Origin of the sequence: Arthrobacter humicola (assembly GCF_039531445.1) — a bacterium.
In the GTDB taxonomy this organism is placed as follows: Bacteria; Actinomycetota; Actinomycetes; order Actinomycetales; family Micrococcaceae; genus Arthrobacter; species Arthrobacter humicola.
Window position 1 is genome coordinate 1 of sequence record NZ_BAAAQB010000001.1, and the last position, 18,424, is coordinate 18,424.

13 protein-coding genes are annotated in these 18,424 nt (G+C 68.1%); 5 read left to right on the plus strand and 8 right to left on the minus strand.

All coding sequences use genetic code 11. From position 1 onward, the window contains the following. Positions 1-473: 473 nt before the first annotated feature. From ABD243_RS00005 to ABD243_RS00015, 3 genes are all read left to right on the plus strand, one after another. A complete protein-coding gene (locus tag ABD243_RS00005; protein WP_011776355.1) occupies positions 474-761 on the plus strand; it encodes an HU family DNA-binding protein in 288 nt (95 codons plus the stop codon). A gap of 151 nt (positions 762-912) precedes the next feature. Next, positions 913-3,081, plus strand: coding sequence for a bifunctional copper resistance protein CopD/cytochrome c oxidase assembly protein (locus ABD243_RS00010; protein ID WP_425547088.1), 2,169 nt, complete (start codon positions 913-915; stop codon positions 3,079-3,081). Continuing rightward, positions 3,081-5,042 (plus strand): NHL domain-containing thioredoxin family protein, encoded by a 1,962-nt coding sequence (locus tag ABD243_RS00015; protein WP_344360612.1) that lies wholly within the window; start codon positions 3,081-3,083, stop codon positions 5,040-5,042. The genes ABD243_RS00010 and ABD243_RS00015 overlap by 1 nt, the downstream gene beginning before the upstream one ends. A 350-nt stretch (positions 5,043-5,392) precedes the next feature. Here the strand turns inward: ABD243_RS00015 and ABD243_RS00020 are convergent, their stop codons facing one another. From ABD243_RS00020 to ABD243_RS00035, 4 genes are all read right to left on the minus strand, one after another. Continuing rightward, on the minus strand, positions 5,393-6,385 hold the full coding sequence (locus ABD243_RS00020) for a hypothetical protein (protein ID WP_344360615.1): 993 nt from the start codon (positions 6,383-6,385) through the stop codon (positions 5,393-5,395). A gap of 123 nt (positions 6,386-6,508) precedes the next feature. Then, positions 6,509-8,278: a helicase HerA-like domain-containing protein gene (locus ABD243_RS00025; protein ID WP_344360617.1), complete on the minus strand. Its 1,770-nt coding sequence runs from the start codon at positions 8,276-8,278 to the stop codon at positions 6,509-6,511. A gap of 49 nt (positions 8,279-8,327) precedes the next feature. Then, positions 8,328-9,029: a type 1 glutamine amidotransferase domain-containing protein gene (locus ABD243_RS00030; RefSeq protein ID WP_344360620.1), complete on the minus strand. Its 702-nt coding sequence runs from the start codon at positions 9,027-9,029 to the stop codon at positions 8,328-8,330. Between the two features lie 47 nt (positions 9,030-9,076). Further along, complete coding sequence (locus tag ABD243_RS00035; RefSeq protein ID WP_344360622.1) at positions 9,077-9,946, minus strand: aldo/keto reductase; 870 nt, start codon at positions 9,944-9,946, stop codon at positions 9,077-9,079. 159 nt (positions 9,947-10,105) lie between these two features. On the opposite strand from ABD243_RS00035, the gene ABD243_RS00040 reads away from it, so the two are divergent. Together ABD243_RS00040 and ABD243_RS00045 are read left to right on the plus strand one after the other, a co-directional pair. Then, positions 10,106-10,906, plus strand: coding sequence for a glycoside hydrolase family 25 domain-containing protein (locus ABD243_RS00040; RefSeq protein ID WP_344360625.1), 801 nt, complete (start codon positions 10,106-10,108; stop codon positions 10,904-10,906). Between the two features lie 134 nt (positions 10,907-11,040). Then, a complete protein-coding gene (locus tag ABD243_RS00045) occupies positions 11,041-12,030 on the plus strand; it encodes an LLM class flavin-dependent oxidoreductase (protein WP_344360628.1) in 990 nt (329 codons plus the stop codon). On the opposite strand, the gene galT is transcribed toward ABD243_RS00045, so the two are convergent. From galT to ABD243_RS00065, 4 genes are all read right to left on the minus strand, one after another. Next, positions 12,027-13,136: a galactose-1-phosphate uridylyltransferase gene (gene galT, locus ABD243_RS00050; protein ID WP_344360631.1), complete on the minus strand. Its 1,110-nt coding sequence runs from the start codon at positions 13,134-13,136 to the stop codon at positions 12,027-12,029. The two genes, ABD243_RS00045 and galT, sit on opposite strands and share 4 nt — an antisense overlap. A 1-nt stretch (position 13,137) precedes the next feature. Then, complete coding sequence (locus ABD243_RS00055) at positions 13,138-15,396, minus strand: alpha-galactosidase (protein WP_344360800.1); 2,259 nt, start codon at positions 15,394-15,396, stop codon at positions 13,138-13,140. 106 nt (positions 15,397-15,502) lie between these two features. Further along, a complete protein-coding gene (locus ABD243_RS00060) occupies positions 15,503-16,300 on the minus strand; it encodes a DeoR/GlpR family DNA-binding transcription regulator (RefSeq protein WP_344360634.1) in 798 nt (265 codons plus the stop codon). A 9-nt stretch (positions 16,301-16,309) separates the two neighbouring features. Continuing rightward, positions 16,310-18,400 carry a beta-galactosidase gene (locus ABD243_RS00065; RefSeq protein WP_425547090.1) on the minus strand — a complete coding sequence of 697 codons (2,091 nt, stop codon included), beginning with the start codon at positions 18,398-18,400 and terminating at the stop codon, positions 16,310-16,312. Positions 18,401-18,424 lie beyond the last annotated feature (24 nt).

The following is an 18,424-nucleotide window of genomic DNA, read 5'->3' on the forward strand; positions in this document are numbered from 1 at the left end:
CAGGTTGGGGGTCCTCCCGCATTTAACCAACAAAACCCATCACCTGAGACATCACACACCCCGCGACCCACCCCCACCACCGGCACACCCCCGGGACGTGAGCGAGGAGCGCGCCGGCACTGCAGGACGTGCGGGAGCACCGCAGCGATCCCTGTCAGACGTGCGAGAGCGTCGGAATGGGAACAAGGCCCGCAGACTGCCCGGATACCGGCCTGGCCGTGCCACCAGGGGTTGGCAAGTCCGGCAGCACGGACGGCGACGGACTGCGGTGAAAACGGCACTGATGGAGGGGCGTCCGCTCTCGGCGCAATTTGACCGCGATCGGCGTCGAATCCAGTGATTTTCCCCAAAAAACGCCGAAAACACGCGGAATTTGCCACCTCGGCGGCGCCAAGCTGGTAAGTTTTCGAACAGTGGTTTGTACGCATGCCGTGTGCAGGCTCCAGAAATCATGACCGTCCAGGAGGACATAAATGGCTAAGAACCGTAGTGAACTTGTTGCAGAGGTAGCGGGCAAGGCCGGCACCAGCCAGGCAGCAGTCAACTCCGTGCTCGACGCACTGTTCGAGGTCTTCGAGACCTCTGTCGCCGCGGGCGAGAAGATCACCATCCCGGGCTGGCTCGCAGTCGAGCGTACCGACCGTGCAGCTCGCACCGGCCGCAACCCGCAGACCGGCGAGACCATCCAGATTGCCGCTGGCCACAGCGTCAAGCTGACCGCCGGCTCCAAGCTGAAGGCTGCAGTCGCCAAGAAGAAGTAGTCTTCTTCTTGCGCTTGAAAGGAGCGGCAACCCTCGGGTTGCCGCTCCTTTTGCGTCCGCACCCGGTTCGCCAGATTTGTTTAGCCGGTTCAGCCGTTCGAGGGGTCGGGACCGATTCGCTGAGCCGGGCGGCGTAGCGGACAATGGAAGGGTGCCTTCCGCAGTAAATCCCACTCCCACAACCGCAGCGCCCGTCCCCGGGGACGCGCGCGGCCCCGGCCAAGGCTCCGACGGGATTTCCCGGCCGTGGCTGATTGCCGGCCTCGCCGCGTTGTTCGTGGGCCTGGCCGCGGCACTCATCTTCTCCGGCGCTGCAGCCGCACGCGAAGTCTCTGATCCCGGGGCACTGGTGCGCTGGGGTCTGCCGGTGAGCAAAGCAATCCACAACGTCGCCGTGGCCACCGTGATCGGTGGCCTGATCTTCGCCGTCGGCATTCTCCCGCGGGACAGGACCGGCTCCCGGTCCAAGCAACGGGACGCCCCGGAACATCCGGCCTTCACCCGGGCACTGGCCGTGGCCGCGGCCGCAGGCGCCGTCTGGACGCTCTCCGCGATCGCCGTGCTGGTCCTGGGCTATGCCGACATTGCAGGGCAGGGCATTTCCGGGGATCCGGAATTCACGCGGTCCCTCGTGTACTTCATGACGGATATCGAAACGGGACGCGCCTGGCTGACCGTGGTGATCATCGCCGCCGTCGTTACTACCGTCCTGTTCGGGGTGCGCTCCCGCGGCGGGCTGGCACTGACGCTGATCCTGTCCTTGATCGGGTTGGTCCCGGCCGCCCTGATCGGACACTCGTCGAGCTCCAGCGACCATGAGGGTGCCATCAACTCGCTCGGCCTGCACCTGGTAGGCGTATCTGCCTGGGTGGGGGGCATCATCATGCTGGCGCTCCTCTCCGGCGTGCTGGGCGGCGCAGGTGCCGGCGGCCGCAACAAGGGCGCGTCGGCGGGGACACCAGACATCACCGAGCCGACACTCCGCCGGTTCTCATCACTCGCAGGTTTCGCTTTCGCCCTGGTCTTTGCCTCAGGCGTGATCAATGCCAGCATCCGCCTCACCACGTGGAGCGACCTCTTCGGCTCGGCCTACGGACAACTGATCCTCGCCAAGACGGCAGCGGTCCTGGTGCTGGGCGGTATCGGGCTCATGCACCGCCGCTGGGTCATCCCGCAGCTGGGCAACCGCGCAATGGGCCGGTCCGCCCGCCGGGTGCTGTGGCAGCTCGTGATCGTGGAACTGATCATCATGGGGGCGACGTCGGGGATTGCCGTGGCGCTGGGGCGGTCTGCCCCGCCACAGCCCACCACCTTTGCCCCCGATGCGTCGCCGGCCTTCCTTCTCTCCGGCTACGAACTGCCGCCGGAGCTGACACCGGAACGGTGGCTGACGGAATGGCGGCCGGACTGGCTCTGGATCGCCGTCGTGGTCTTTGCCCTCGTCGCCTACGTCCTCGGTGTCTGGAAGATCCTGCGACGGGGCGACTCGTGGCCCTGGTTCCGGACGGTCAACTGGGCGGTCGGACTCGTAGTCCTCACGTACGTGACCTCGGGTCCGCCCTCGGTCTACGGCCGCGTACTCTTCTCCGCCCACATGGTGGACCACATGGCCCTGACCATGGTGGCCCCTATCTTCCTGGTTCTCGGCGCTCCCATGACACTGGCGCTCCGGGCGCTGACGCCGCGGCGCGACAGCTCCCGCGGACCGCGTGAGTGGCTGCTGATCATCATTCACTCCAAGTTCTCGCAGCTGGTGACCCACCCGCTGTTCGCGGCGGCCAACTTCGCCGGCTCGATCGTGCTCTTCTATTACTCGGACGCGTTCGGTTACGCGATGCGGGACCACGTGGGCCACGAACTCATGAACCTGCACTTCGCCCTCACCGGCTACATCTTTGTGCTCACCATGATCGGCACCGACCCGCTGCCGCGCCGCGCCCCATACCCCATGCGCCTACTGCTCCTGTTGGCCACCATGGGCTTCCACGCGTTCTTCGGAGTCGCCATCATGGGCGGCACCGGGCTGCTGGCCGCAGACTACTTCGGCAACCTCGGCCGCCCGTGGGGGCCCTCCGCGCTGCTGGACCAGCAAATGGGCGGTGCGGTGGCCTGGGGCATCGGCGAAGTGCCCACGCTTCTCGTTGCGATCGGCGTCGCCATCATGTGGTCCCGTTCCGACGCCCGCGAGTCCAAACGCACCGACCGTGCGGCGGACAGGAATAACGACGCCGATCTCACCGCTTACAACGACATGTTTGCCAAGCTGGCAGAACGCGATGCCAAGCTCGCCGAACGCAATTCAAAGCTGGAAGGACGCTGATGACCGACACCGTACGCACCCACCTCCGGGTCCGGGCCTCCGAACTCGTGGGCCGTAACTGGCTCAACACCGGCGGCAAGTCCCTGGACCTCGAATCCCTGCGCGGCAAGATCGTCCTGCTGGACTTCTGGACGTTCTGCTGCATTAACTGCCTGCACGTCCTGGACGAACTCCGCCCGCTCGAGCAGCAGTACTCCGACGTCCTCGTGACCGTGGGCGTGCATTCGCCCAAGTTCGAGCACGAGGCTGACCCCGTGGCGCTGGCGGCCGCCGTCGAACGCTACGAGATCCGTCACCCGGTCCTTGACGACCCGGAGCTGGAGACCTGGAAGGCCTACACGGCCCGCGCCTGGCCGACTCTGGTGGTCATCGACCCCGAGGGCTACATCGTGGCGCACCTCTCCGGCGAGGGCCACGCCGACGGCCTCGCCGTGCTGATCCCCGAGCTGATCGCCGAGCACGAGGCCAAAGGCACGCTGCACCGCGGCTCCGGCCCCTACGTGGCGCCGGAGCCGACGTCGGGAACGCTTCGCTTCCCCGGTAAGGCCCTGTACCTCCCGGCCGGCCGAGGCGTCGGAAGCGCCACGGAAGCCGGCTCCTGGCTCGTCACCGACACCGGGCACCACCGCCTCGTGGAGCTCTCCACCGACTTCCAGACCGTCCTGGCAACCTACGGTTCCGGCGAAAAAGGCCACACTGACGGTACGGCCGCCGCGGCCCGGTTCAATGAACCGCAGGGCCTCGTGCTGCTGCCCGCGGAGGTCGCCGCGGAGACCGGCTACGACGTCGTGATTGCCGACTCCGTGAACCACCGGCTCCGAGGGCTGTCCCTGGCGGACGGAACCGTCCGGACCCTGGCCGGCAACGGCGTGCAGCGGCTCCTGGAGACGGGTCCTGCCCGCGTGGACGAGGAAGGCGCCGCCTACGGTGCCCGGCTGGAGCCGGATCCGCTTGCGGTGTCCCTGAGCTCCCCGTGGGATGTGGTCTGGTCCGCCAAACTCCAAGCCGTGGTGGTGGCGATGGCCGGCGTGCACCAGATCTTCAGCTTCGAGCCGACGTCCGGTGCCGTGAAGATCATCGCCGGCAACGGCCTCGAGGGGCTCCTCGACGGCCCGGCAGCCGAAGCCTGGTTCGCCCAGTCCTCCGGCCTCGCCGAGGACGCCGACGGCAACATCTGGGTGGCCGACTCGGAGACTTCTGCCTTGCGCAAACTGGTGATTGACGACGCCGGCAGCATCATCGTCGAGTCCGCCGTCGGCAAGGGCCTGTTCGATTTCGGCTTCCGCGACGGCCCTGCCCCAGAGGCACGGCTGCAGCACCCCCTGGGCGTGACGGTGCTTCCGGACGGCTCCGTAGCGATCGCCGACACCTACAACGGCGCCGTCCGCCGCTTCGACCCCGCGACGGGGACCGTCTCCACGCTGGCCCGCGGGCTGTCCGAGCCCTCGGACGTCATTGTGGACCACACCCAGGTGGCCGGGACCGAGCCGTTGCTGGTGGTGGTCGAGGCCAACAAGCACCAGCTGGTCTACGTGCCCATCCCGAAGGAAGCGCAGCAGGTGGATGAGGGTGCGGCACAGACCCACCGGCCCAAGAGCCCTGTGGCGCCCGGGCTGCTTGAACTCGCAGTCCGCTTCACGGCGCCCACCGGGCAAAAGCTGGATGACCGCTGGGGCGATCCCACCCAGCTGAAGATCTCGTCCACGCCGCCCGAACTGCTGGTCTCCGGCGGCGGGACCTCCGTGGGCCTGCAGCGCACCCTGGAGCTGTCCTCTGACGTTCCCGAGGGCGTCCTGCACATCACCGCCCGCGCGGCGGCGTGCGATGGCCCCGAAGACGCCGACGGCGAGATCCCGGACCACGCGGCCTGCCACCTGTACCAGCAGGACTGGGGCATCCCGGTGCTCCTGCAGGCCGACGGCGACACCGAGCTGGTCCTGGACCTGCGCGGAATGGACTGAGCCGGCGAGTCTGTGCCCTGAGTCGATTGCGCCGCTGAGCCGAGCCTGAAAAGGCTGCTGTCCGTGACCTGCCGTCACGGACAGCAGCCTTTTGGCTTAATCCCGGCCGGGCGGCCCCGGATTCCGGGAGTTCTGAATCCTGGACCGGGCAAGAACCTGCTTGGTGTGACACGAGACTATCCACACCCGTTCCGGGAGTCCCTGATCATGGTCGAGTCTGCCGTCGGGAGGGGCGACACGACGTTGGATTTCTTAGGCGGCGGCTTCCCGGGACGCGCAATGGCCGGGCCCGGGGTGTCCTCACACGGGCATGACGGGAGGGGCCGCCCGGCGGGCCCGCACCTGTGGTTCTAGTAGTTGAGCTGCGGCGTGATCTTCACGGTGTCGCCGTCGATATCCAGACGGGTCGTGAAGCTGAAATCATGGACGGTGTTGATGTCGGTCACGGCGCCGGTGAACAGATCCACCTGGCGGGCTTTGATCCGGGCCTTGCCGTCCAGGGGTGCCACCACCCAGCGGCCGCCAAACGGCTCGATGCTGACGGTGGGGTAGTCCGTGATGCTCCAGTCAATGGTCCCGTCAAGCACGCGGTTGTTGGTGGCGTGGTAGAACGGGCAGTCGGGTTGCAGCTTCTGCTGTTTGTCGGCCTCGTCGGCGCAGGAATCCAGGAACTCCTTGACCTTGCCGCTCACGGCGGCCTTCAGGGCGTCTGTTGCCTCGGTCAGCAGATTCAGCGGAGCCGGGTGCGAGTCCCCCGCGGTCACGGTGGCCCGGGTGGGCGAGGCGGAGAAGTACTGGCCGTTCAGGGCGGCCTCGTACTCGCCAGGGTAGAAGACGGCGAAGGAGTTGCGGCCGTTGGGCATGTTCACCGGTACACCATTCAGGGTGGCCTCGCTGGAGTTGACTACGGTCACGTCCAGGACGGGCAGCGCCGCGGGCACGAAGGACCATTTGTGGAAGAACAACCACTCGGTGCCGGACCGCTCCAGCAGGAACTCGGTCCGCGACTGGCTGCCGTCGATGGTGTAGTTGACAGGCACCATGACCTGGTCCGCGCCGCGCTCTTCAGCGTCGCCGACCTTGACGTCGGAGAGACGTGCGGCTGCGGTCTGCAGGGCGGATCCGTCGAGCATTGCAGGATTGCTTTGCGGCACGGAGGCGTGCAACAGGCCTAGCGCCTTTTCGCCTTCGCCCTTTTGCAGGGCACTGAGATACTCCCGGACGGGCTGCTGGGGACCGGCAATGGAGTTGTTCACCAGATTGATCGTCACGATGGCTCCGGCCACGGCAAGCATCAGTCCCAGCAGCCACACTGCTGCGATTTTGACCAACGCCTGACTCATTTGCACGATTCTTACGTTACCTGCACGCCGCAGGAAACCCGGTGTCACGGTCCGCGTCTGTGACGCGGAGCATTGCCGCCCGCGGCCCGGACACCGTGGCCCAGGTTCGCCGGCGCCGGGATCCTAGCGGCGGCGGCGTTTCGAGGACGTGCCGAAGACTCCGCGGAGCAGCTCCCGGCCAAGCTGGGTCCCCAGCGAGCGGGCCATGCTCTTGAGGCCTCCGCCCAAAGCCCCCGCAAGGTCATCGCCGATGCCGCCGCCGATGCCACCGCCACCTGTCGGCTGTGCCTGCCGGGGCGCCTGACGCTCGGGCGCGTCCCTGTATTCGGGCTGCTTCGGCCGCTCCGCGGGCCGGCTGCTGGGCCGGCCAAGGATTTCTTCTTCGATCCGGCGGGCCTCGGCGTCGATGGCCGTTGGATCCAGGGCGGCGCCGGGAGCTGCGCCGCCGTCGCCAGCGCCGCTCTGCCCCCTGCCGCGTGAGCCGCCCGGATGCGCGGCGCCGGCCGCCGGCCCGGTGGGGGCAGCGCCTGTGTAGTCGCCGCCCTCGGCGGTGATTTTCTCGTAGGCGGAGATGTTGTCGACGGCGGTGCCGTACTTGGGCAGGAGGGCGGAGCCGGCCACGGTGCTGGAGATCAGGGCGTCGGTGCTGGGGCCCATCACGGATTCCGGGGCGCGCAGCCGGGTGAGTGCCACGGGGGTCGGGGCGCCCTTCTCATTCAAGACCGTGATGACGGCCTCGCCGATGCCGGCCGTGGTGAGGGTCTCTGCGAGGTCGTAGTCGCTGGTCGGGAAGGTGGAGACGGTGGCCTTGAGGGCCTTGGCGTCCTCCGGGGTATAGGCGCGCAGGGCGTGTTGCACCCGGTTTGCCAGCTGGCCCAGGACATCCGCCGGGACATCCTTGGGAGTCTGCGTCACGAAGAAGATGCCGACGCCCTTGGACCGGATGAGCCGGACGGTGGTGGTAATTGCGTCAAGGAAAGCCTTCGAGGCGCCGTTGAACAGCAGGTGGGCCTCATCTAGGAAGAACACGAGCTTGGGCTTGTCGAGATCCCCGGCTTCCGGCAGGTCTTCAAAGAGGTCTGCGAGCAGCCACATCAGGAACGTTGAGAACAGCATGGGCTTGGTCTGCAGCGTGGGAAGCTCCAGGCAGCTTACGACGCCGCGGCCGTCCGGCGCAGTACGCAGCAGTTCGGCGGTGTCGAACTCGGGTTCGCCAAAGAACTTCTCCATGCCCTGCGCCTCGAGGGTGATTAGTTCTCGCAGGATCACGCCCGCGGTGGCCTTGGAGAGACCGCCCAGTTCCTCGAGCTCGTCCTTGCCCTCGGCGGAGGTTAGGAACTGGATTACGGCGCGCAGGTCCTTGAGGTCGATCAGCTCGAGGTTGTTCTTGTCCGCGAAGTGGAACACGAGCTGCAGGCTGGATTCCTGGGTCTCGTTCAGGTCCATCACACGGGAGAGCAGGATGGGGCCGAAGGAAGTGACTGTGGCGCGGACCGGTATGCCCTGGCCGTCGCCGCCGAGGGCCAGGAATTCCACCGGGAAAGTCTTGCCGGACCACGGCTGTCCGATGCTCTCGGTGCGGGCCAGGAGCTTGTCGCTGCCCGTGGCGGCGGTGGCCAAGCCGGAGAGGTCGCCCTTGATGTCGGCCAGAAACACCGGCACGCCCGCAGTGGAGAGCTGTTCGGCCATCATGTGCAGCGTGACGGTCTTGCCTGTGCCGGTTGCTCCGGCCACCAGGCCGTGCCGGTTCATCATGGCAAGCGGCAGCCGGACGGGAGCGTCCTTGTGGAGTTCGCCGTCGACGATTGCCGCTCCGAGCTCGATGGTCGGGCCCTCCAGGGTGTAGCCCTGGACGATCGTGGCGACTTTATCAGCAGTGGATTTGATGGCCATGCGGTTAGCTTAGCCGGGTCCGGGGTTCCCGGACCCGGCTAGGGCTGGCCTATTCGGCGAGGGCCTTAAGGACTTCCTTGGCCACGTCCTCGCTGGACTGCGGGTTCTGTCCGGTGATGAGGTTTCCGTCCCGCACGACGTGGGACGTCCACGCCGCACCGTTCTCGACGATCGCGCCTTTCTCCTTCAGCGCGTCCTCCACGAACCACGGTGTGTTGGGGCCGGTGCCGCCGCCCAACTCCTCCTCGTTGGTGAAGACGGTGAGGCGGCGGCCCGCGAAAGTGAACGAGCCGTCGTCGTCCGTGGCGCTCAGCAGCCCGGCAGGGCCGTGGCAGAAGGGCGCGATGATTTTGGCTGCCGCGTTGGCGCCGGTGAGAATCCTGCCGAGGTCGGCGTCCTGGTAGAGGTCGGCCATGGGGCCGTGGCCCCCCGGCATGACGACGGCGTCGTAGCCGTCGACGTCGACGTCGGCCAGCACCAGCGGCGCGGACAGCTCTGCGTCGATCGAATCCAGGTACGTCCGGAAGCTGTCCGCGCGGTCCTGGCCGCCGGCGGACTCGGCCGCGAGGCTGACCTCGTCCACGGTGGGCTTCCGGCCGCCCGGGGTGGCGATGTGCACGGTGTGCCCGGCGTCGAGGAGGGTCTGGTGCGAGACGACGAGTTCCTCGGCCCAGTAGCCGGTGGGGTGTTCGCTGCCGTCGCGCATGGTGAGGGAATTTGCGGCCGAGACGACCATCAGGATGTTAGCCATGGTGTTGTTCCTGTTCTGCCGGCAGGGCCGGCGGGTAGCGGAGGGGTTTAGCGGGCCGCGTGGAGTTCGGCGTAGGTGGCATCGTCAAGCACGACGCCGGCGGCGGCGAGGTTCTCTTCGAGATGCTGAAGGGAGCCGGTGCCCGGGATGGGCATCATGACGGGGGAGCGGCGCAGCAGCCACGCCAGAGCCACCTGGGAGGTGGTGGCGCCGAGCCGTTTGGCGGCCTCGTCCAGCGGTCCGCCCGGCCGGGCGAGCTCCCCGGCGGAAATCGGCGCCCACGGAATGAAGCCGATGCCGTTCGCCTCCGCGTAGTCGAGGACGTCCTCGGAGCTGCGGTCGGTGAGGTTGTAGCGGTTCTGCACCGTGGAAACGGTGAAGTACTTCCCGGCTTCCTCCAGCTCCTCCACGCTGACCTGGGACAGGCCGAGGGCTTTGACCTTGCCTTCCTTCTGTAGATCGCGCAGCACCGTGAACTGCTCTTCGCGGTCCACCTTGGGGTCGATCCGGTGCAGCTGCAGGAGGTCCAGGGAGTCGATCTTGAGCTTGCGCAGGCTCAGTTCCGTCTGCTGGCGCAGGTATTCGGGCCGGCCGACCGGTACCCAGGCGTTGGGTCCGGTGCGGGTGAATCCGACCTTGGTGGCGATCGTGAGGCCGTCCCGGTAGGGGTGCAGCGCCTCGGCGAGGATTTCCTCGCTGATGTTGGGGCCGTAGGAATCGGCGGTGTCAATGAAGTCGACGCCGAGCTCCACGGCGCGGCGCACGACGGCGATCGCGGCAGCACGGTCTGCCGGCTCGCCCCAGACGCCGTCACCAACAATGCGCATGGCGCCGAAGCCCAACCGGTGGACAGTTCCCAGGTCCTTTAAGTCGATCGTGGCGGATAGTTCCGGATGCTGTGGATTGTCATGGCTCATAGGGTAGGGAACATCCTCAGTCTGCTGACTATTCCATCGGGCAATTCTTTCGGGCCCGCCGGCCGGGCGCTGCGGGGCCGGCAGGAGGGGCGCATTGGCGGGCATTGCGACCCGTGCCGAATTACGCCACCGATTTGAAATTTTGCCTTAGACTGTGGCATGCCCAAATCGCTCCCTCGCATCGTACTGGCCTTTGTAGTGACGCTCGGCCTTGTCCTCCTGGGTGGAGGACCGGCCTCGGCCGCCACCGCCAGCTCCCCGGGACCGGGCATCGACGTCTCCTGGCCGCAATGCGGCACCACTTTGCCAAAACAGCCCGCCTTCGCGATCGTTGGCGTCAACCACGGCCTGGCGAACAACACGAACCCGTGCCTGGCGAGCCAACTGGCTTGGGCGAAGACGGCAAAAGCCCCCGCGACGACAGCGCAGCCGAGGGTGGCGCTGTACGTTAATACCGCCAACCCGGGCCGGCAGGGGTCCTGGTGGCCGACGTCGAACACCTACAACGGTGTAAAGGTCACCAACCCCTACGGCAGCTGCGCCGCGGGGACGTTCAAAGCCTGCTCCTACATGTACGGGTGGGCGAAAGCCTCGGACGACGCCAAACGCCGCGGTGTCAGCAACCCGCAGTCCTACCTCTGGTGGCTGGATGTGGAAGCGGAAAACACCTGGCAGACCGACAAAGCGGCCAACGTGGCTGTCCTGGAGGGCATGACTGCGTATTTCAAGAGGATCGGCGCCCGCGTGGGCCTCTACTCGACCGGCTACCAGTGGGGACAGATCGCCGGAACCGTGAAGTCGACCAGCCCGCTGGCAGGATTGCCCAGCTGGCTTGCAGGTGCGGGATCGGCCGCCAAGGCGAAGGCGAACTGCACCCTTCCCGGGTTGACCCCAGGCAGCCGCGTCTCGATGACGCAGTACATCTCCGGAGGCCTTGACTACAACTATTCGTGCGGCTGATCCGACCGCTGAAATATCCGGGGGGCCGCCGTCGTTGACCCCAGTGTGCCCGCGCCGGAAACCTGGCGCCGCCCGGACCGTGGCTCCCAACCATGGTCCGAACACTGCTCCGCTACGAAAGGCCGGCTTTTTCCGTGACTGTTCCGCTTTCCATCCTTGACCTCGCAACCATCGGCCCGGGCCAGACGGCGGCCGAGAGCTTCGCCGGAAGCGTGGCCATGGCACAGCTCGCCGAGGACCGGGGCTACCGGCGGATCTGGTACGCCGAGCACCACAACATGTCCTCGATCGCGTCCTCCGCCACGAGCGTGCTGATCGCGCACGTTGCGGCCCATACCTCCAGCATCCGGCTCGGCGCCGGCGGCGTGATGCTGCCCAACCACTCGCCGCTGACTATCGCGGAACAGTTCGGCACGCTCGAAACCCTGCACCCGGGCAGGATCGACCTCGGGCTGGGCCGGGCGCCGGGCAGCGACCAGAACACCCTGCGAGCCCTGCGTCGCGACCCGATGTCGGCAGACAGCTTCCCGCAAGACGTCCTGGAACTCCAGGGCTACTTGACCGGCCCCACCCGCATCCCGGGCGTCGAGGCCACCCCGGGCAAGGGCACCAACGTGCCGCTGTACATCCTGGGCTCCTCCTTGTTCGGGGCCAGGCTGGCCGCGCAGCTGGGCCTGCCGTACGCCTTCGCCTCGCACTTCGCGCCTGCCGCGCTGCAGGACGCGGTGGCGACCTACCGCCGCGAATTCCGGCCCTCCGCGCAGCTGGACACCCCGCACGTGATCGCCGGCGTGAACGTCATTGCCGCGGACTCGGCCTCCGAAGCCCAGGCGATGTTCCAGGCCACCAAGCGGGCCAGGGTTTCCCTGTTCTTCGGCAACGGGCGTGTGTTCAGCGACGACGAGGCGGACATGATCCTGGACTCGCCGCAGGGCCAGCACATGGCGCAGATGATGAAGTACTCCGCTGTTGGCACCCCAGATGCCGTCCTCACCTACCTCGAGGAATTCACGGACCACGCCGACGCCGACGAACTGATCGTGGCGCATCAGAGTACCGGCACCGAAGCCCGGCTGCGTTCCGTGGAACTTCTGGCCGACGCTGCCCGGCTCGTGCGGGCCTAACGGCCGGTCTTTCCTAGGGCCTCGCGGAGCCGGGCGGCGGCCGTTTCCGGCGGGATGTCCGCGATGAACGCGCCCATCGCCGCCTCCGAACCCGCCAGGTACTTGAGCTTGGTTTCCTCCCGGCGCGGGGAGGTCAGCTGCAGCATGAGCCGGATGTCGTCCCGGTGGGCGTGGACGGGGGCCTGGTGCCACGCCGAAATATACGGGGTGGGGGTGTCGTACAGGGCGTCGACGCCGCGCAGCAACCGGCCGTAGAGCCGGGAAAACTCATCGCGTTCCTCGTCCGTGGTGGCGGCGAGGTCCGGGACGTGCCGGTGCGGGAGCATGTGCACCTCCAGCGGCCAGCGCGCGGCAAACGGAACGAACGCCGTCCAGTGGTCGCCCTGGAGCAGCACCCGCTCGGATTTCTGTTCGAAGCTGAGGATGTCCTCGAACAGCGGGCCGCCGTAGTCCTCGATCGTGCGGATCAGCTGGGCCGTGCGGGGCGTGATGTACGGGTAGGCGTAGATCTGCCCGTGCGGGTGGTGCAGCGTCACCCCGATCGCCTCCCCGCGGTTCTCGAACGGAAAAACCTGTTCGACGCCGGGCAGCGCCGACAGCGCCGCCGTCCGGTCCGCCCACGCCTCCACCACCGTGCGCATCCGGGACAAGGGCAGCCCCGCGAGGGAACCGGTGTGTTCGGGGGAGAAGCACACCACTTCGCACCGGCCCACGGACTGCCGGCTGCGGCCCAGCCCCACCCGGGCGAGGTCCGCCAGGCCCTCCGGTGCGGCGGCGCCCGCCAGCTCGGGTCCGAAGGACGGGGATTTGTTTTCGAACACGGCAACGTCGTAAAGGCTCGGAATTTCCGAGGGATTCTCCGGCGAAGCCGGGGCCAGCGGGTCCAGGTGCGAGGGCGGCAGCACCACACGGTTCTGCCGGGCGGCCGCGATTGAAATCCACTCGCCGGTCAGGACGTCCTGGCGCATGGTGGCCGTGGGCGGCCGGACCGCTGGCTCGCGGAGATCGTCCCCCCGCTCCGGCGGCAGGACGGTGTCGGCGTCATCGAAATAGACGATGTCCCGGCCGTCGGAGAGCTTGTAGGCGCGTTTCGTAATCCGGCCCATGCTAGGAGCCCCTCACGGGGTGGCCGCCCGTAGCCGCGGGTCCGCCGGATGGTTCGGAGGCCGGTTCAGCAGCGGTGACGCGGCGGACGGACAGGAGCAGCCCGTGCTCGGGGTTCAGGACGGGCATCGGCAGGCCGGACTCCGCCAGGAAACGGCCGGTCGCCTCGACGCCGCCCCCGAGCCACCCCGGCGGCACCGCCTGCAGGAACGCCCGGCCATCGTCGGCCGCCGGGTAGACCGCGTCCACCCGGTACCCGGCGTCCGGCAGCAGCCCCGGCAGGCAGACCCTCCCGGGGACTTCGGCGAACGACGTCGCCACGGACACCAGCGCGTAGAGGGCCTCGCCGCCGTCATGGGACACGACGCCGTGGAGCCGGAGGGACGGATCCGGTTCGTCGGCCCGCACCATGCGCCCGCTGTGCAGCAGGGGACGGTACTTCTTGAACAGTGCGATCGCCGTGGCAAGCTCGGTGCGCTCGGAATCGGCGAGGTGCCGGACATCCCATTCGAGGCCGAAGTGGCCAAACATGGCCGTGATGGCCCGGAAGGAGAGGTCGTGCGTCCGGGCGGTGGTGTGGCTTGTGGTAGGCCCGATGTGCGATCCGACGAGCTCCGGCGGCACCACCATGCCGGTCCACCGCTGGATCGTCTGCCGTTCCAGGGCATCGTTGCAGTCCGAGCCCCAAATCCGGTCGGTGCGTTCGAGAATGCCGAGATCCACACGGGCGCCGCCGGAGGAACAGCTTTCGATCTCCACGCCCGGGTGGGCTTTGCGGAGCTCGTCGAGGAGGCGGTACACGGCCTGTGTCTGGGCATGCACCGAGGGGCGGCCGGCATGGCCCATTTCGGCCAGGTCCCGGTTCTGGTCCCATTTGAGGTAGCTGATCCGGTACTCGCTCAACAGGGCATCGAGCCGGTCGAAGATGTACTGCCAGGCCTCCGGATTGACGAGATCCAGCACCTGCTGGTGCCGCCAGCGCTCCGGAAGCCGGCCGGCCGGGCCGCCGGGAACGGGCTGGCCGCCCCCTGCCGCCGGGCTGCCGCCGGCGGCCCGCGGAGCCGGTCCGGCGATCCAGTCCGGGTGGGCCCGGGCCAGATCCGAGTCCTCGTTGACCATTTCGGGTTCGACCCAGAGCCCGAATTCCATGCCGTGGCCGGTGACCGCATCGATCAGCGGGCTCAGCCCCTCGGGCCAGAGGTCCTCGTCGACGTACCAGTCGCCGAGGCCCGCCGTGTCGTTGCGCCGGCCGCGGAACCAGCCGTCGTCGAGAACGTAGCGTTCCACACCCAGCCGGGCGGCGGATTCGGCGAGGTCGAGCAACACCGGCATCCGGTGGTCGAAATACACCGCTTCCCAGACGTTGAGCACCACGGGCCGGGCTTTGCCGGACCGCACGCCGGGGTGGTGCGGGCGCCCGCGGAACCAGGCGTAGAAGGCATCGCTGATGCCGTCCAGCCCGGCGGCGGAGTACGCCGCGAACAACCACGGGGTCTCGTAGCTGGCGTTTGCCGCCAAGGTGATCTCGCCCCCGCCGAGCAGCTCCGAAGCGCCGATAACGGTCCGGCCGTCCGCTGAGGCATCAACGAAGCTCTCGTGGTTGCCGCTCCAGCCCAGATGCACGGCCCAGACCTGCCCGTGGCGGTTGCCGAAGCAGGCGCTCCCGGCGGCCAGCAGGAGCGAGGCATCATGTCCCGTCCGGCCGTGCCGGCCCGAGCGGACCCACGTTCCCTGGCGCAGCGGCAGGCGCTGGGGGTGGGACTCGCGGCACCAGCGGCCGGTCAGGTCCAGGATCTCGGTGGCGGCGCGGCCCAGCGGCAGCACGGCAGCGAGTTCGTCGAGGCTGTAGGGATCCGCGCCGTCGTTGTGGAGCCGGTGGCGGAGCTGCAGCAGGCCGCCGTCGTTAATCCTCACTTCCGTGCGGACGGTGACACCCGCATCCGTGTCTGCCTGGGTGATGACGGCGGAGCACCCGTCCCCTTCCGCCCGTTCGACGGCGACAACCCGCAGGCAGGCTGAGAACGCCTGGCCGTTCCGGTGGCCCCGGAGGCCGGGACGCCCACGCCAGCCGGAGGACGCCTGCGGGATGAGCCCCAGCGTAACCGGGATGTCGAGGGCGGAGTGCGGCACGGCGTCGCCGAGCAGTGACAGGTCCGGCAGGGCCGGGCCGAGGTCGGCGCCAAAGTGGAGCATGGCGGGCTCGCCCGTGCTGAAGTCGACGAGCAGGGACGTTCCGGAACGGCGCAGGTAGAGCGGTTCCACATGCGGGACGCCCAAGGGGGAACGGGTCTCGGGGACAAGAGTCAGGTCCGGATTGTTCACGGTAGCTCCAGGCGTAGTGGTTTGGGGATGGGCGGGGCCGTGCCGGTCAGCCTGAGGCGGCGCTCTGGGCAATCGTTGTCGGCGCCAGGCGGAGCCGGCCGACGCGCTCGCCGAGGATCCGTCGGGCCTCACTGCCCAGGAGGTCGTCGCTGATGAGTTCGTCAGCGTCTTCGAGGGCGGCGATGGTGCTGATGCCCAGGGTGCCCCACTTCGTGTGGTCGGCCAGCACCACCACCCGGCGGGCCGCGGCGACGAAGGCGCGGTCCGTTTCGGCTTCCAGCACGTTCGGAGTGGTGAACCCGGCGTCGGCATCCACCCCGTGGACGCCGAGGAACAGTACGTCCAGGTGCAGCTGTTTGAGCGAGGAGGTGGCCAGCGGCCCGACGAGGGCATCGGAGGGGGTGCGCTCGCCGCCGGTGAGGATCACGGTGGACGGGGAGGAACTTTGGTGGAAGACGTCTGCGATCCGCACCGAGTTGGTGACCACCGTGATCCGGGGCCCGGCGGACAGCAACTGCGCCAGCGCCCAGGTGGTGGTGCCGGCGCTGAGCCCCACCGCCGTGCCCTCGCGCACCTGGGCGGCTGCTTCCTGCGCAATCGCCATCTTTTCGTCTTTGAGCTGGGTTACCTTCAGCTCGAAGCCCGGCTCGTGGGTGCTGGCCCCGCCCGGCAGCTTCGCCCCGCCGTGGATCTTCTCCACCGCGCCCGCCGCGTCGAGGGCCTCGATGTCCCGCCGCACGGTCATCAGGGAGACGCCGAGCATCTTGGCGAGGTCCGCGACACGGACGATCCGTTCACGCTGGACCTCCGCGAGGATGGCGGAATGGCGGGCTGCGGCTAACATGTGGAGTCCTTACGGGCGTGAGTGGTTTGACTGGATTGATTGGCTGGCGGACGTGCCGACCAGTTGGGCGGCACGTGAACGGACGACGGCGACACTTCCGGCGGCGAGGCCGAGCCCGCCGTCGAGCTCGGTGCCGGTGAGCACATCAACGCCCTCCAGCGGGAGCCGGACGTCGTGCGCCCCGTGGTTGATGCAGAACGTCCAGTCGGTCCCGTCCTTGCTGCGCCGGGCAACTTCGACGTCGGCCGGCAGGTCCGTAACGAGCGGCTGCACCCCGGCATCGGCGCAGACGACGGTGAGCAGTTCGCCCAGGCCCTCCGGCGCGAGCGTGGTGGCGACATAGTAGGCGCGGCCGCTTCCGGCGCGGTTGCGGGTCACGGCCGGCGAACCTGCGGCCGGTCCCTCATCCACGGCAGCGAGGACCTCGGCTGTGGTGGCCCGTCCCAGTTCGTTCCAGCAGCTGCCTGCGCCGAAGCCGCTGAGCCGGACGCTTTCCCCGGCGCGCAGCGGGAAGAACTCCTCCATGTGCACGCCGAGCAGGCCGCTGAACGCGCCCGGGTAGCTGCCAAGCCTGATGTGGTCATTTTCGTCCACGATACCGGAGAAATACGTCACCACGAGGTGGCCGCCGGCGCGCACGTACGCGTCCAGGTTCGCCGCCCCGGCATCGCTGATGAGGTACTGCATCGGCGCGACGACGAGCCGGTAGCCGGAGAGGTCGTCGGTGCTTTGGCGGAAGTCGGTGGGGATGCCGGCCCGGTAGAAGGCATCATGCCAGCGCCGGGTTTCGGCGATGTTGGAGGCGTCGACGCTCGGATGCGAGTCCAGCTCCGAGGCCCAACGGGCGTCGGTGTCGTGGAGGATGGCGACGTCCACGCGGCCGGATGCTCCCGTGACCACCGAGCCGCTGACTTCGGCCAGGCTGCGCAGCGTCTGGCCCAGCTGGACCACTTCGCGCCAGATCTTGGTGTCTGTGCCGGCGTGCGGCAGCAGCCCGGAATGGAACTTCTCGGCTCCGGCACGCGAGGCCCTCCACTGGAAGAAGAGCGCGCCGTCGGCGCCCCGGGCAACGTGCTGCAGGGAGTTGCGCAGCATCTCGCCGGGGGCTTTGGCGATGTTGCGGGGCTGCCAGTTGACGGCCGACGTCGAATGCTCCATGAGCAGCCACGGCTTGCCCTTGGCCCAGCCGCGGGTGAGATCCGCAGTGGCCGCCAGCTCCTGGAAGTTCCGCAGATCTTCGGCGATGAGATAGTGGTCGTTGGAGACCACATCCATCTCCTCGGACCAGCGCCAGTAGTCCACCGGCTGGTGCAGGCCCATGTTGAAGCCCATGAAGTTGGTGGTCACGGGATGGCCCGAGTGCGAGCGGATGATCGCTGCCTCGGCCTTGTAGCATTCGAGCAGTTCGTCGGAGGAGTAGCGGGCGAAGTCCAGCTGCTGGGTCGGGTTGACCCAGGTCCCGGAGGTCCGCGGCGGCAGGATCTCGTCCCAGGCCGAATAGCGCTGGGACCAGAACGCGGTGCCCCACGCGGCGTTGAGCGCGTCGAGGCTGCCGTAGCGGTGTTCGAGCCAGCGCCGGAAACCGGCGGCGGCGCCGTCGGAGAAGTCCGGCTGGTTGTGGCAGCCGTATTCGTTGTGGACGTGCCACATGACGACGGCGGGATGGTCCTTGTAGCGGAAGGCGATCTGCTCGGTCAGCGCCGCGGCGGCCCGGCGGTATTCGGGGCTTGAGGCGGCGAAGGCCTGCCGGGAACCGTAACTGTGCCGCACGCCGTCGGCCGTTACCGGCAGCGACTGGGGGTACTTGTGGCTGAACCAGGGCGGCGGGGACGCCGTGGCGTTCGCCAGGTCCACGCGGATCCCGTTGGCGTGCAGCAGGTCCAGGACCCGGTCCAGCCAGCCGAACTCGTAGACGCCCTCGGACGGTTCCAAGAGGGACCAGCTGAAAATGCCGACGCTGACCAGGTTGACGCCGGCCTCTCGCATCAGCCGGACGTCCTCGTCCCAGGTCTCCTCGGGCCACTGCTCCGGGTTGTAGTCGCCGCCGAAGGCCAGCATCGGGGAACCCTCGGAGCCGAGGCGGGCGGTGATGTAGTCCATGGCTGAGTTATTGGGGGTGGTGTC

Bases quoted from the DNA above. Each gene is read 5' to 3' on its own strand.
- ABD243_RS00060 (WP_344360634.1), bottom strand. From the start codon at position 16,300: ATGTTAGCCGCAGCCCGCCATTCCGCCATCCTCGCGGAGGTCCAGCGT.
- ABD243_RS00020 (WP_344360615.1), bottom strand. From the start codon at position 6,385: ATGAGTCAGGCGTTGGTCAAAATCGCAGCAGTGTGGCTGCTGGGACTG.
- ABD243_RS00025 (WP_344360617.1), bottom strand. From the start codon at position 8,278: ATGGCCATCAAATCCACTGCTGATAAAGTCGCCACGATCGTCCAGGGC.
- ABD243_RS00030 (WP_344360620.1), bottom strand. From the start codon at position 9,029: ATGGCTAACATCCTGATGGTCGTCTCGGCCGCAAATTCCCTCACCATG.
- ABD243_RS00065 (WP_425547090.1), bottom strand. From the start codon at position 18,400: ATGGACTACATCACCGCCCGCCTCGGCTCCGAGGGTTCCCCGATGCTG.
- ABD243_RS00040 (WP_344360625.1), top strand. From the start codon at position 10,106: ATGCCCAAATCGCTCCCTCGCATCGTACTGGCCTTTGTAGTGACGCTC.
- ABD243_RS00005 (WP_011776355.1), top strand. From the start codon at position 474: ATGGCTAAGAACCGTAGTGAACTTGTTGCAGAGGTAGCGGGCAAGGCC.
- galT (WP_344360631.1), bottom strand. From the start codon at position 13,136: ATGGGCCGGATTACGAAACGCGCCTACAAGCTCTCCGACGGCCGGGAC.
- ABD243_RS00015 (WP_344360612.1), top strand. From the start codon at position 3,081: ATGACCGACACCGTACGCACCCACCTCCGGGTCCGGGCCTCCGAACTC.
- ABD243_RS00035 (WP_344360622.1), bottom strand. From the start codon at position 9,946: ATGAGCCATGACAATCCACAGCATCCGGAACTATCCGCCACGATCGAC.